We start from the raw sequence: 14382 nt of genomic DNA, 5'->3' as shown, positions 1-14382 counted from the left end.
AACACGCATACTCATAAGTGTGATCTATAAAACTGGCTGACAAAACGGTATCCATCCTGTTGGATAGCGTTTCACGCCTGTTCAGTTGCAGGAACAGAGCATTCCTTTTTACGTTTTATCAACAGTCTCAACCAGATAGTAACATTAATATTCATGTTGTCTATGGTTCAGAGCTGTAACATTGTGCGCCTTCTAATCAAAGGCATAAGTCCATTTCTGTTTTTTTCATGCTGGTAAGACTTCCAGGGAGTGGTTATCTCAGGCCCCGCACCAGGGTTAATTTGGCAATTATGCATGCTGAACATTCTTCCAGCATGTTTACTGTCACGGGCGTTAAGACCTAAAACTGTCCCCGTTTCACCTATGCGTTCTCTTCCACCATTACCATTATGTGCAACAACTTGATTTATACCTAACATTTGTGAGCATGCTAATAGTGCTTCAAGTTTCGGTCTGTAATCTGTCGAAACAGAAAAATAACGATTAAAGGATCGACAAGAGATAGCCCGGCTAGTTTTAAACTTTTTACCATTAATGATGGCATGATGCTTCTTATTAATAATTGCCGCTAATTCGACCGGATCGAGAGCATTGGTCATTTCATCAATAGAGACTGTTATCGGTCCTATAATGTAACGTTTTCGCTGATCATCAAAAGTTATCCCATGATGATTTGCCATTATTTTGTATTTAGGGTCATAGAAACATACAGGATAATCTTTTATCCCAGCGTAGGTATCCTCATCAAGTGGTTTCATACGCGTGAAGTTCTGCATATAGTTACCATTGCAGTTTGTTTCATGATTTCCAGCTAATACATGAACGTTTTCATTGATACTCATTATACGTTTTAACAAATCGATGATAAATTGATCGCCACAGATATTACTAAATCGATCGCCGGTTTGGTCGCCAAGAAACGTACATGGCGTCACAGCGTCTTTATTAATAACTAAATAAGGCTGAAGACTTTCTAAAACTATATCTCTTCTGTTCAGAATACTGATTATTGTATTAACATTAGTGTCAAGTTGCTCATTAAAGTTCTCCCTTAGCAATACGTTGAGAACTTCATCTTCTATATTAAGCAACTGGCTAAGGAAATTTTCTCCTTCAGCCATGATTCCCAAATGTCCCGTTGCCAAAAGCGCGTACAAAACTGCACCGACTGAGCCATCGGTATCGCCAAAATAGGTCGGCCTGGTACTTGTGGGATCAACAGGTGAACAATTGGAGAAATAGGTTCTGTCAGCGAACTGGGGTTTTATAATTGTTTCGAATTTAATATCAAATACATTGTATTGCGATATTTTCCAGTTCCAGATGGGTTTGTACGACTCAGTAACTGCAACATCATTAGCATTATCATTTACTGTCATATTATTAAGTAAATAAACAATGCTGCACCAATTAATATCGGTATCATCAAGAGGGCAACCGTAATTTTTACTATTAATTGTCACAATAAACTGATAACTATTATTCCTACGTAGAATATGGGCACGCATACCCGATAGCATACTATATTTTTCTGAATGATTCGTTTGTATGGTAAATGAAATTTTGTCATCTTGAAAAGATTGTTGGAAACGTTCTATTTGCCAATCATCAATTTTTTCCACAACTTCACCGAGCATTGTCCTGGCAATACTTGATATATCATCACCTATACCATTTGCAATATACCCAAACAGTTCTTTAGTGAAGTTAGTAACATGCTCTTGCACCATATCATTTGTTGCGATTGTCGTTGTACTGTCGTTAGTGCCTGCCACAGTTCCAAGTTTCATCTTTTACCTCATATAATTCACCGCAAGGAATACATAGTTATCATTTAATCTTATGACATACACCTCATGTTCGACGGGAAAATAATTATATTTTGCACAAATCATTCAGCCTTAAAGCATAATATGAAATTTCTTATCTCATAGTAGAGAAAGTCCCTAAAGATTGTAGAGGCGTCATCAGTATATGCCTCTACAATCGATTAAGAAAACCTATGAAATACTGGCAGGATTAAAAAGACATACCACCGTATTCATGGAGTTTTAATGAGATTGAAAACAACTAAGCCCTGAGGAATAAATTATTTTATTATTTTTATCACGTGCTTCCTTCAGGGAATTTAGCCCCATAATACCATTATCAAATTGTTGATTCTGATCTACCCCTGGCCCATGATGCCCATATTTTTGTCTAATGTATTTGCTGGGGTCTTCACCTTTGAGTGTCTCCCCACATATGAAGATACGTTCACGTGCTGGTCTGAAATCAGTAGTGTTATCAAAATAATTAGCATATACAGGTGTGGGTTTCAAAGTATTGCTTCGGATTAGATGGAATAGAGGATCATCCATGTGTTCTTTATGTTTTTTATTAAAAATATTGGCTAATTCTTCAGGATCAGTAGGATTTTTCATCTGATTAAATGGAACCTGCAAGGCACCGAGACAATAACATTTTTTTTCTTCATCTCTTATTATTCCGTGATGACTGGTTAAAACTTGCCTTTCTGAGTCATAATTACAAACATCGAGCGTTTTAATTAAGTTATACGTATCACCGGCAGAGAGTTTATGATTTGCTAATCGTGCAGTATAGTTACCATTAAAATTGATTTCATGATTTCCAGCCAGAACGACGACATTTTTATTAATACGGCTATCTTTATTACCCTCCATATTTCGCATAGAATTTAGCAAAGTAAGGATATATTTATCACCAAAAATAGTACTAAATCTATCGCCTGTATGATCCCCAAGGAAGATACAAGGGGTTATCGCATCGTCCTTTAAAAAAACATGTTGATGCAACTCATTCAAGATCATGTCTCTCGTATTTAATAAATCGTAGAGCACTTTATTATTTTTATGTTTGTATGCAAATGAAGCCATGTCTTCGTGTTTTAATAATTCACATAATAAACTCCAACCCTTTTCCCTGATGCCTATATGCCCTGAAACGAGCAATGCATAAAGTACAGCGCCTACTCTTCCATCTGTATCGCCAAAATAAGCCGTGTTGGCATTTTGTGGGTTAATCACACCACACTGTTTATAAAAGTCTATTTTTGAAAACACAGATTTAATATAGTTAGCAAACTTATCCTTAGGAAACGTCTCTTTAGAAACATCCCAACGCCAGTCAGGTTTGAAATTACCACTAAGAAGAGTAAAGAAATTTCTCGCTATGATAGAAAGCCCATCAACTTTATAAATTACATCTGATTTATCTCCAGAGGAATTAATAAAATAATAACCGCCCTTACACTCAACAGTAACGGTAATGGGAGACGATAATTTTAACACATGGTTATTGTCTGGTATAATTGTAAAGATAAACGTGTCAGTAGTATTGTCGGCGAATCTATTATATTCTTGAATATCTATAGAAGGTTCACTATTGTAAAACCATACTTTCTCCATCTGGTGACTACGATCATTTACCTTCCAGTGACCATGTTGCAGGAAATAGATGATATGCAGGCCAAAATCGTTATCTATTTGCGAATGTTTATTCAGCTTATCAATTTCAACTATCTTTGCACGATGTTTTTTATCAACCTTGCCATGGTGTTGATGACCGTTAACTTTATCTGAATGCTTATCTTGATGGCTTGAAGAGATGTTTATAATCTGATTGTGAATTGCTTTCATAAATAACCTGTGATATTTTTGACTTGTTTGTAACAAAATAAATAATACATGTCTGAAAGACATATTTTCGACGATATAAAGCAATAATGCGTATATGTTCGCTGATTTTAAGCACCGATACTATCCGGTCTTTTACCAAATAATGAAAAAGAATCCCTCCCTGGAAGATAATTGTAAAAAACAACAGAATAAGAATTAATCTTAGGATAAATATTTATTTACCATGGCCTTTTGAACGCTGAAAAGTAGCGCTCTGCAAAGTAAATCCCGCTATAGTTATGCTATGCATTTGTCTTTAATGATATCTCGTCATTATATTAACAGGCTGAAATTATCATTAATGCACATTTCAATATTAGCAGGGATACCTGAGGAGTTTAAAGTGAACATATATATCGGGTGGCTTTTCAAATTAATCCCTTTGATTATGGGCTTAATTTGTATCGCGTTAGGTGGCTTTGTGCTGGAAAGTTCTGGGCAAAGTGAGTATTTCGTCGCGGGTCATGTGCTGATTTCTCTGGCAGCCATATGCCTGGCATTATTCACTACCGCATTTATTATCATTTCGCAGCTCACGCGCGGCGTTAATACGTTTTACAATACATTGTTCCCCATTATTGGCTATGCGGGGTCAATTATCACCATGATATGGGGCTGGGCACTGTTAGCAGGCAATGATGTGATGGCAGACGAGTTTGTTGCCGGCCATGTTATTTTTGGCGTTGGTATGATTGCCGCCTGTGTATCGACAGTGGCAGCGTCATCCGGTCACTTTCTGCTCATTCCCAAAAACGCAGCAGGGAGCAAGAGCGATGGAACACCGGTACAGGCTTATTCGTCATTAATCGGTAATTGCCTCATTGCCGTTCCCGTTTTACTCACCCTGCTCGGTTTCATTTGGTCTATTACGCTGTTACGTAGTGCCGACATAACTCCGCATTATGTCGCCGGTCACGTATTGCTTGGGTTAACCGCAATCTGTGCCTGTCTAATTGGCCTTGTTGCCACAATCGTCCATCAAACACGTAATACGTTCTCATCCAAAGAGCACTGGCTGTGGTGTTATTGGGTTATTATTCTCGGCTCAATCACGGTGCTGCAGGGCATATACGTGTTAGTCAGCTCCGATGCAAGCGCCCGACTGGCTCCCGGCATTATCCTCATTTGCCTCGGAATGATCTGTTACAGCATATTCTCAAAAGTCTGGCTACTGGCACTGGTCTGGAGACGTACCTGTTCGTTAGCCAACAGAATACCGATGATTCCCGTCTTCACCTGCCTGTTTTGCCTTTTCCTGGCATCGTTTCTTGCGGAAATGGCGCAGACCGACATAGGGTATTTTATTCCTTCGCGGGTTCTGGTCGGTTTGGGAGCGGTATGCTTTACGTTGTTCTCAATCGTTTCAATATTAGAAGCGGGTTCTGCTAAAAAATAATTGCAACGTACCGGTTAAAACCAGCGTTGATTATTTGCGTAACGCTGGTTTTTCTTAGGTATCATGAAATAACGCAGCATTAATGCATAGTGGTTAAGTATAAAAAAACAGCAAAGTTGCTGATTTTTTCAGCCTGTTCATATTTTATAAAGATCTGGCCACTGGGTGAGTTTTCAATCACCTTTCCTTCCACCTTATGTTAAGCCTGGAGGGTTTCAGTTCACAGGCTCATTAGAAAATAATCACAAGATAACCACTATCAAAATTAGCTCATTTTTAATGCGACTCTAATAATTTTCATCTTTAGGAAATAGCTCAGGACGACTTCGCTGCAATCAAATCCTGCGCACAAGCCCATGCACTCGACCACGCCCACTGGAAGTTATAGCCCCCCAGCCAGCCGGTGACGTCCATCACTTCGCCGATGAAGTACAGCCCAGGCACTTTGCGCGCTTCCATCGTCCGTGAAGAGAGTTCGTTGGTGTCCACGCCGCCGAGCGTCACTTCGGCAGTGCGATAGCCTTCAGTGCCGTTGGGTTGTACGCGCCAGTCGGTCAATGTGCTAATCAGTGCCTGTTGGTCACGCACGTTGAGCTGTTTTAGCGAGACATCCGGGATTTGCCCGAGTTGTTGTAAACGTTCAACCAACCGCTTCGGTAGATGAACCGCCAGAGTGTTTTTCAGGCTCTGATTCGGATGTGCATTACGCTGCTCATTCAGGAAGGTTTCGAGGTCCACATCCGGTAGCAGATTGATACTGACAAATTCACCCGGTTGCCAGTAGCTGGAAATTTGCAACACCGCCGGTCCAGATAAGCCGCGGTGGGTGAAGAGTAAGTTCTCACGGAAAACGGTGCCGTTTTCAGCGGTAATCACGGAAGGTACCGCCACGCCCGCCAGCACCTGTAACTCTTCGAGCAACGGTTTATGCAGAGTGAATGGCACCAGGCCCGCGCGGGTCGGCAGCACGTTGAGGCCAAATTGTTCGGCAATCTTATAACCAAACGGCGACGCGCCCAGCCCCGGCATTGACAGTCCACCGGTCGCGATGACCAGCTTTTCGCAACCGACAGTCATGCCGTTCAGTTCAAGCGTGAAGCCTGTTTCATCCTTCGCCACACTCAGCACTTCGCTACGCAATCTGAAGGCCACATTGCCCTTCTCGCACTCATCCACCAGCATGTCGACAATCTGCTGCGCGGAGTCATCGCAGAAGAGTTGCCCTAACGTTTTCTCGTGCCAGGTGATGCCGTGTTTATTGACCAGATCAATGAAATCCCACTGGGTAAAACGCGCGAGTGCAGATTTACAAAAATGCGGATTCTGGCTCAGATAAGCGCCCGGTTCGACATAAAGATTGGTAAAGTTGCAGCGCCCACCGCCAGACATGAGGATTTTGCGCCCTGGTTTTTTACCATTATCGATCAGCAGAACCCGGCGCCCTGCCTGACCTGCCAGCGCAGAACAGAACATACCCGCCGCACCAGCGCCTATAATAATGGCATCAAACCTTTCCACGTTGCGCTCCTCTAAGAAAAAACGGGCGTGAATTGTAAAGATTCCTCAGTGGTCGCACCAGCATCAATATTACTAAAAGGAAGTATTTGCCTGAATTATATAAGATAATTATTTTTTGAGTGAAATCCATACAGGAGGCAAATCAAAAAAAGTCTATATTTCACTTTGCCCGCGCCGCGAAAGTCACTGATAATGCGCCGCGTTCATGTCCTCAAAATGGCGTAACGTCCTATGCTACATTTGTTTGCTGGCCTGGATTTGCATACCGGGCTGTTATTATTGCTTGCACTGGCTTTTGTGCTGTTCTACGAAGCCATCAATGGTTTCCATGACACAGCCAACGCCGTGGCAACCGTTATCTATACCCGCGCGATGCGTTCTCAGCTCGCCGTGGTTATGGCGGCGGTGTTCAACTTTTTGGGTGTTTTGCTGGGTGGTCTGAGTGTTGCCTATGCCATTGTGCATATGCTGCCGACGGATCTGCTGCTTAATATGGGATCGTCTCATGGCCTTGCCATGGTGTTCTCTATGTTGCTGGCGGCGATTATCTGGAACCTGGGTACCTGGTACTTTGGTTTACCTGCATCCAGCTCTCATACGCTGATTGGCGCGATCATCGGGATTGGTTTAACCAATGCGTTGATGACCGGGACGTCAGTGGTGGATGCACTCAATATCCCGAAAGTATTAAGTATTTTCGGTTCTCTGATCGTTTCCCCTATTGTCGGCCTGGTGTTTGCTGGCGGTCTGATTTTCTTGCTGCGTCGCTACTGGAGCGGCACCAAGAAACGCGCCCGTATCCACCTGACCCCAGCGGAGCGTGAAAAGAAAGACGGCAAGAAAAAGCCGCCGTTCTGGACGCGTATTGCGCTGATCCTTTCCGCTATCGGCGTGGCGTTTTCGCACGGCGCGAACGATGGTCAGAAAGGCATTGGTCTGGTTATGTTGGTATTGATTGGCGTCGCACCAGCAGGCTTCGTGGTGAACATGAATGCCACTGGCTACGAAATCACCCGTACCCGTGATGCCATCAACAACGTGGAAGCTTACTTTGAGCAGCACCCTGCGCTGCTGAAACAGGCTACCGGTGCTGATCAGTTAGTACCGGCTCCGGAAGCTGGCGCAACGCAACCTGCGGAGTTCCATTGCCATCCGTCGAATACCATTAACGCGCTCAACCGCCTGAAAGGCATGTTGACTACTGATGTGGAAAGCTACGACAAGCTGTCGCTTGATCAACGTAGCCAGATGCGCCGCATTATGCTGTGCGTTTCTGACACTATCGACAAAGTGGTGAAGATGCCTGGCGTGAGTGCAGACGATCAGCGCCTGTTGAAGAAACTGAAGTCCGACATGCTTAGCACCATCGAGTATGCGCCGGTGTGGATCATCATGGCGGTCGCGCTGGCGTTAGGTATCGGTACGATGATTGGCTGGCGTCGTGTGGCAACGACTATCGGTGAGAAAATCGGTAAGAAAGGCATGACCTACGCTCAGGGGATGTCTGCCCAGATGACGGCGGCAGTGTCCATCGGCCTGGCAAGTTATACCGGGATGCCGGTTTCCACTACCCACGTACTCTCCTCTTCTGTCGCGGGGACGATGGTGGTAGATGGCGGCGGCTTACAGCGTAAAACCGTAACCAGTATTCTGATGGCCTGGGTGTTTACCCTTCCGGCTGCGGTACTGCTTTCCGGCGGGCTGTACTGGCTCTCCTTGCAGTTCCTGTAATCACACGCACCAAAACGAGCGGGTCAGTTTACTGGCCCGCTTTTTTTATGCGTTATTTTTGCTGAAGTGCTTAATGCCAAATCATCAATGCAATCAGACTGACCACCACCAGACCACACAATGCGCTGGTCAGAATAAACTGCCGACGCACCCGCTCACAGCGGCGAATAAACTCATCATCGTGATGATCGCGATAACGTTGGGCATAGATATACCAAACGAGACGCACCTGTTTGTTGGGTTGGCCATGTGAGGTAAAAAAGCCCCCTCCATCAACATATTGATAGAGCAATGGATCGCAGTTACGCAGTACCACTAACAACGCGCGTAGTGATGAGAAATAGCGCGCCATGTTAACAATGCAAACGACACATAAAGCCCAAAATAATGCGACGGTGCTTATCATACCTCCTCCCCGGCGACCTGCCCGCGGAGTTCCACCCCGGGGCTACCGCTCCCGATACGCTGCCAATCAGTTAACACCAGGTCCTGGAGAAACCGCTTTTGTGGTGACCAACATCCGAGCGGCTCTATAGATAGTGTAGGAGATCAGGTTGTTTTTTTTCCAGAAGGTTAACCACTATCAATATATTCATGTCGAAAATTTGTTTATCTAACGGGTAAGCAAGGCGGATTGACGGATCATCCGGGTCGCTATAAGGTAAGGATGGTCTTAACACTGAATCATTACGGCTGGGTTAGCCCCGCGCACGTAGTTCGCAGGACGCGGGTGACGTAACGGCACAAGAAACGCTAGCTGGCCAGTCATCGACAACTTTATGGAAGGAGTAACACTATGGCTTATAAACACATTCTCATCGCGGTCGATCTCTCCCCGGAAAGCAAAGTTCTGGTAGAGAAAGCAGTCTCTATGGCTCGCCCCTACAATGCGAAAGTTTCTCTGATCCACGTAGATGTAAACTACTCTGACCTATACACCGGGCTTATTGATGTGAATCTGGGTGATATGCAGAAACGCATCTCTGAAGAGACACATCATGCGCTGACCGAGCTTTCCACTAATGCAGGCTACCCAATCACTGAAACCCTGAGCGGCAGCGGCGACCTGGGTCAGGTTCTGGTCGATGCAATCAAGAAATACGATATGGATTTGGTGGTTTGTGGTCACCACCAGGACTTCTGGAGCAAACTGATGTCTTCCGCACGTCAGCTGATCAACACCGTTCACGTTGATATGCTGATTGTTCCGCTGCGCGACGAAGAAGAATAATCTTCCCTCTACGACGTGTTCCTGAACGCCCGCATATGCGGGCGTTTTGCTTTTTGGCGCGCCTTGTTACCTTGCAGCGTAAACACCTTATCTGGCCTACGGTCTGCGTACGCAATCAAAATCCCCTACCAATACAACATTTAACACCATCATATTTTCCATCATTAGTGTGATCAGCTGGTTATTTTCTGTTGTAATAGTGTATTAATCTATTCACCGCATCAATATTAAGAATCTCTGACAGATGTAAACTTTTTCGCGCGTTATCCCTTACGCGTTCATACTTTTCAGGATGGTATTGGAAGGTTAATAAATATGAATACAACAACACCCATGGGGATGCTGCAGCAACCTCGCCCATTTTTCATGATCTTTTTTGTCGAGTTATGGGAGCGATTCGGCTACTACGGCGTGCAGGGCGTACTGGCGGTTTTCTTCGTTAAGCAGCTTGGATTCTCGCAAGAACAGGCTTTTGTCACTTTTGGTGCTTTTGCTGCGCTGGTCTATGGCCTCATTTCCATTGGCGGCTATGTCGGCGACCACCTGCTGGGGACCAAACGCACCATTGTTCTCGGAGCACTTGTGCTGGCGATTGGCTACTTCATGACCGGCATGTCGCTACTTAAGCCTGACCTGATTTTCATCGCCCTGGGGACTATCGCTGTCGGTAACGGCCTGTTTAAAGCTAACCCAGCCAGCTTGCTTTCGAAGTGCTATCCACCGAAAGATCCGCGGCTTGATGGCGCATTTACCCTGTTCTATATGTCGATCAACATCGGCTCGTTGATAGCGTTATCGCTAGCCCCTGTGATCGCTGATAGATTCGGCTATTCAGTCACCTACAACCTGTGCGGTGCGGGATTAATTATCGCGCTATTGGTTTACATCGCCTGTCGCGGAATGGTGAAAGACATTGGTTCTGAACCCGACTTCCGGCCGATGAGCTTCAGCAAACTGTTGTACGTGTTACTTGGCAGCGTGGTGATGATCTTCGTCTGTGCATGGCTGATGCACAACGTAGAAGTCGCCAATCTGGTGCTGATTGTTCTCTCCATCGTCGTCACCATCATCTTCTTTCGTCAGGCATTCAAGCTGGATAAAACCGGGCGCAATAAAATGTTTGTCGCCTTTGTCCTGATGCTCGAAGCGGTGGTGTTTTACATTCTCTACGCCCAGATGCCAACGTCGCTGAACTTCTTTGCCATCAACAACGTGCATCATGAAATTCTCGGCTTTTCCATCAACCCGGTCAGCTTCCAGGCGCTTAACCCGTTCTGGGTGGTACTCGCCAGCCCAATACTGGCAGGCATTTACACGCATCTGGGTAACAAAGGCAAAGACCTCTCGATGCCGATGAAATTTACTCTCGGAATGTTTATGTGCTCGCTGGGCTTTCTTACAGCCGCCGCTGCGGGAATGTGGTTTGCTGATGCACAAGGACTGACATCGCCGTGGTTTATCGTGCTGGTTTACTTGTTCCAGAGCCTGGGTGAATTGTTTATTAGCGCCCTGGGTCTGGCGATGATTGCTGCCCTGGTGCCGCAGCATTTGATGGGCTTTATTCTCGGGATGTGGTTCCTGACGCAGGCTGCCGCGTTCTTGCTGGGCGGCTATGTGGCAACATTTACCGCAGTACCAGACAACATTACCGATCCGCTTGAGACGTTGCCCGTCTATACCAACGTGTTTGGTAAGATTGGCCTGGTTACGCTGGGCGTTGCGGTGGTGATGCTGCTGATGGTGCCGTGGCTGAAACGAATGATTGCGACGCCCGAAAGCCATTAATTATTCTTGCAGAAAGCAGGGTAGCGATAACGCTACCCTGCTTGACTTTTACACCGGCGTACCTGCATAGATATCAAACCTATGCCCTTTGGTCACTACCGCGTTTGGCGTGGCGACATTCGCCAGCGGCGGCGCGTAGTCCGGGCGCTTTACCACCACGCGTTTGGTCGCCAGCAAGCGTGCAGGCTCCAGCAATCCATCGGCATCAAGATCCGGCCCCACCAGCGACTGAAAGACTCGCATCTCTTTTTTCACCAACGCGCTTTTCTGCTTATGCGGGAACATCGGGTCGAGATAGACCACCTGCGGGCGCGGAGTAATATCGGTCAGCGCCGTCAGGCTGGAAGCGTGAATTAACTGCAACCGCTCCTGCAACCAGCCGCCGATTTCCGCATCCGCATAACCACGCGCCAGGCCGTCGTCGAGCAATGCAGCAACCACCGGATTACGCTCCAGCATCCGCACGCGGCAGCCGACCGAAGCCAGCACAAAGGCATCGCGCCCCAGCCCTGCGGTAGCGTCCACCACGTCTGGCAAATAATCGCCTTTAATACCCACCGCTTTCGCCACTGCCTCCCCACGTCCGCCGCCGAATTTGCGACGGTGCGCCATCGCCCCGCCAACAAAATCAACAAAGATGCCGCCAAGTTTTGGCTCATCACGCTTGCGCAGTTCCAGATGCTCCGGCGTTAATACCAGCGCCATCAGGTTGTCTTCATCATGTTCCAGCCCCCAGCGGGCCGCCAGAACAGATAAGGCACCGTCTCCGGTGCCTGTTTCATCAATTAAGCAGATTTTCACTGAATGATCAGCCCTTAATGCCGTAATGCTCCAGCATCGCATCCAGCTGCGGTTCACGACCACGGAAGCGTTTGAACAGATCCATCGGCTCTTCTGAACCGCCACGGCTCAGAATGTTGTCGAGGAACGACTGTCCGGTTTCACGGTTGAAAATGCCCTCTTCCTCAAAGCGCGAGAAGGCATCTGCCGCCAGCACGTCGGCCCACAGGTAGCTGTAGTAACCTGCGGCATAACCACCGGCGAAAATATGGCTGAAAGCGTGCGGGAAACGGCCCCAGGATGGAGACGGTACTACGGCAACCAGTTTCTTGATTTCTGCCAGAGTTTCGAGGATTTTCGCTCCCTGATCCGGGCGGAACTCGGCATGGAGGCGGAAATCAAACAGGCCGAACTCCAGCTGGCGCAGAATAAACAGCGCCGCCTGGTAGTTCTTAGCCGCCAGCATTTTATCCAGCAGCTCCTTCGGCAGCGGTTCGCCGGTTTCATAGTGACCGGAGATAAACGCCAGCGCCTCAGGCTCCCAGCACCAGTTTTCCATAAACTGGCTCGGCAGTTCGACCGCATCCCACGGCACCCCGCTGATACCAGATACACCAGCAGTTTCAATGCGGGTCAGCATATGGTGCAGGCCGTGACCGAACTCGTGGAACAGGGTGATCACTTCGTCATGGGTAAACAGCGCCGGTTTACCATTCACCGGGCGGTTGAAGTTACAGGTCAGATACGCGACCGGTTTTTGCAGCGAACCGTCGGCTTTACGCATCTGGCCTACGCAGTCATCCATCCACGCCCCGCCGCGCTTGTTCTCACGGGCATACAGGTCGAGGTAGAAGCTGCCGCGCAGTTCGTTGTTCTCGTCATACAGTTCGAAGAAACGTACATCCGGATGCCAGACATCAACATCTTTACGCTCTTTAGCGGTGATGCCGTAAATACGTTTCACCACTTCAAACAAGCCGTTAACCGCTTTGTTTTCCGGGAAGTACGGACGCAGTTGTTCGTCACTGATGCTGTAGAGGTGCTGTTTTTGTTTTTCGCTGTAGTACGCGATATCCCACGGCTGCAACTCATCCACGCCAAATTCGGCTTTAGCGAAGGCACGCAGTTGCGCCAGCTCTTTTTCACCTTGCGGACGCGCGCGTTTTGCCAGATCGGTTAAGAAATCAAGCACCTGCTGCGGATTTTCTGCCATTTTAGTGGCAAGGGATTTAAAGGCGTAGTTTTCAAAACCCAGCAGTTGCGCCAGTTCGTGACGCAGCGCGAGGATCTCTTCCATCACCTTGCTGTTGTCCCACTTTCCGGCGTTCGGGCCTTGATCGGAAGCGCGGGTGCTGTAAGCACGATACATCTCTTCGCGCAGAGCCTGGTTGTCGCAGTAGGTCATTACCGGCAAGTAGCTTGGGATATCCAGCGTCAGCAAATAACCTTCCAGCTCTTTCGCTTCGGCCTGGGCTTTTGCCGCAGCCAGCGCGCTTTCTGGCATCCCCGCCAGCTCCGCTTCGTCGGTAACGAGTTTGGTCCAGTCCATCGTCGCATCGAGGACGTTGTTGCTGTACTGATTGCCCAGTTCAGAAAGACGGGTAGCAATTTCGCCGTAACGCTGCTGTTTCTCTTTCGGCAGACCGATGCCAGAGAGTTCGAAGTCGCGCAGTGCGTTATCAACCGCTTTTTTCTGAGCCGTGTTCAGCGTGGCGTAATGATCGCCATCGCGCAGGTCGCGATATGCTTTATACAGCCCTTCATGTTGCCCTACCCAGGTGCTGTATTCTGACAGCAGCGGCAGGGTTTGTTCGTACGCTTCACGCAGTTCCGGGCTATTTTTCACCGAGTTCAGATGGCTGACCGGGGAGAAGATACGCCCCAGCACATCGTCCACTTCCGCCAACGGCTGGCAGAGATTTTCCCAGGTGTACGGTGCCCCTTGCGCTACTACGCGCTCCACATTTTCGCGGCAGTCGTTCAGCGCCTTAGTCACGGCTGGAACGACATGTTCCGGGAGAATTTTAGAAAACGGAGGCAATTCAAAGGGAGTCAGTAACGGATTCGTCATTAGCGCAGTCCTGGTTAAAGAGGTTAAGGAAGCGCTCAACAGGCGCTTTACATAATGTTTGTAGCATGGGGTTAAGTGTAGTGAATTTCAATGAGAAACGTTACGCTTTCGCGGCGGCGGCCTCTTTTCGGTATACTGTCCTGATAGGCTTTTGTGCGCCCCGAATACGGGC

General features: G+C 47.3%; 10 protein-coding genes. 4 read left to right on the top strand and 6 right to left on the bottom strand.

Annotated elements, in window-relative coordinates; genetic code table 11:
- Window positions 1–167: 167 nt before the first annotated feature.
- Window positions 168–1790, bottom strand: coding sequence for a DUF4049 domain-containing protein (locus tag ACK8NJ_RS01200; protein ID WP_411962051.1), 1623 nt, complete (start codon window positions 1788–1790; stop codon window positions 168–170).
- 261 nt (window positions 1791–2051) lie between these two features.
- Window positions 2052–3659 (bottom strand): YhiJ/YhiL family protein, encoded by a 1608-nt coding sequence (locus tag ACK8NJ_RS01195; RefSeq protein WP_411962050.1) that lies wholly within the window; start codon window positions 3657–3659, stop codon window positions 2052–2054.
- 382 nt (window positions 3660–4041) lie between these two features.
- Here ACK8NJ_RS01195 and ACK8NJ_RS01190 point away from each other — a divergent pair, with 382 nt between their 5' ends.
- Window positions 4042–5094, top strand: a complete 1053-nt coding sequence (locus ACK8NJ_RS01190) for a DUF2776 domain-containing protein (protein ID WP_001028899.1) — start codon at window positions 4042–4044, stop codon at window positions 5092–5094.
- Between the two features lie 315 nt (window positions 5095–5409).
- Here the strand turns inward: ACK8NJ_RS01190 and ACK8NJ_RS01185 are convergent, their stop codons facing one another.
- Complete coding sequence (locus ACK8NJ_RS01185) at window positions 5410–6612, bottom strand: NAD(P)/FAD-dependent oxidoreductase (protein WP_000439201.1); 1203 nt, start codon at window positions 6610–6612, stop codon at window positions 5410–5412.
- A gap of 231 nt (window positions 6613–6843) precedes the next feature.
- On the opposite strand from ACK8NJ_RS01185, the gene pitA reads away from it, so the two are divergent.
- Complete coding sequence (gene pitA / locus ACK8NJ_RS01180; protein ID WP_000902780.1) at window positions 6844–8343, top strand: inorganic phosphate transporter PitA; 1500 nt, start codon at window positions 6844–6846, stop codon at window positions 8341–8343.
- Between the two features lie 70 nt (window positions 8344–8413).
- Here the strand turns inward: pitA and uspB are convergent, their stop codons facing one another.
- Window positions 8414–8749 carry a universal stress protein UspB gene (uspB, locus tag ACK8NJ_RS01175; RefSeq protein WP_000626187.1) on the bottom strand — a complete coding sequence of 112 codons (336 nt, stop codon included), beginning with the start codon at window positions 8747–8749 and terminating at the stop codon, window positions 8414–8416.
- 390 nt (window positions 8750–9139) lie between these two features.
- Between uspB and uspA the strand changes: the two genes are divergently transcribed.
- Both uspA and dtpB read left to right on the top strand, forming a co-directional pair.
- Window positions 9140–9574 (top strand): universal stress protein UspA, encoded by a 435-nt coding sequence (gene uspA, locus ACK8NJ_RS01170; protein WP_000323571.1) that lies wholly within the window; start codon window positions 9140–9142, stop codon window positions 9572–9574.
- Between the two features lie 315 nt (window positions 9575–9889).
- Window positions 9890–11359: a dipeptide/tripeptide permease DtpB gene (gene dtpB / locus ACK8NJ_RS01165; protein ID WP_001098652.1), complete on the top strand. Its 1470-nt coding sequence runs from the start codon at window positions 9890–9892 to the stop codon at window positions 11357–11359.
- Between the two features lie 48 nt (window positions 11360–11407).
- Here the strand turns inward: dtpB and rsmJ are convergent, their stop codons facing one another.
- Together rsmJ and prlC are read right to left on the bottom strand one after the other, a co-directional pair.
- Complete coding sequence (rsmJ, locus tag ACK8NJ_RS01160) at window positions 11408–12160, bottom strand: 16S rRNA (guanine(1516)-N(2))-methyltransferase RsmJ (protein WP_000686620.1); 753 nt, start codon at window positions 12158–12160, stop codon at window positions 11408–11410.
- A gap of 7 nt (window positions 12161–12167) precedes the next feature.
- Window positions 12168–14210: an oligopeptidase A gene (gene prlC, locus ACK8NJ_RS01155; RefSeq protein WP_325867547.1), complete on the bottom strand. Its 2043-nt coding sequence runs from the start codon at window positions 14208–14210 to the stop codon at window positions 12168–12170.
- Between the last annotated feature and the right edge of the window lie 172 nt (window positions 14211–14382).

This window comes from Escherichia sp. F1, assembly GCF_046764225.1.
Lineage (GTDB): Bacteria > Pseudomonadota > Gammaproteobacteria > Enterobacterales > Enterobacteriaceae > Escherichia > Escherichia coli.
Note: the sequence above shows the minus strand (reverse complement) of the source record. Positions and strands in the feature narration are given on the sequence as shown.

Bases quoted from the DNA above. Each gene is read 5' to 3' on its own strand.
- dtpB (WP_001098652.1), top strand. From the start codon at position 9,890: ATGAATACAACAACACCCATGGGGATGCTGCAGCAACCTCGCCCATTT.
- uspB (WP_000626187.1), bottom strand. From the start codon at position 8,749: ATGATAAGCACCGTCGCATTATTTTGGGCTTTATGTGTCGTTTGCATT.
- uspA (WP_000323571.1), top strand. From the start codon at position 9,140: ATGGCTTATAAACACATTCTCATCGCGGTCGATCTCTCCCCGGAAAGC.
- ACK8NJ_RS01195 (WP_411962050.1), bottom strand. From the start codon at position 3,659: ATGAAAGCAATTCACAATCAGATTATAAACATCTCTTCAAGCCATCAA.
- pitA (WP_000902780.1), top strand. From the start codon at position 6,844: ATGCTACATTTGTTTGCTGGCCTGGATTTGCATACCGGGCTGTTATTA.
- prlC (WP_325867547.1), bottom strand. From the start codon at position 14,210: ATGACGAATCCGTTACTGACTCCCTTTGAATTGCCTCCGTTTTCTAAA.
- ACK8NJ_RS01200 (WP_411962051.1), bottom strand. From the start codon at position 1,790: ATGAAACTTGGAACTGTGGCAGGCACTAACGACAGTACAACGACAATC.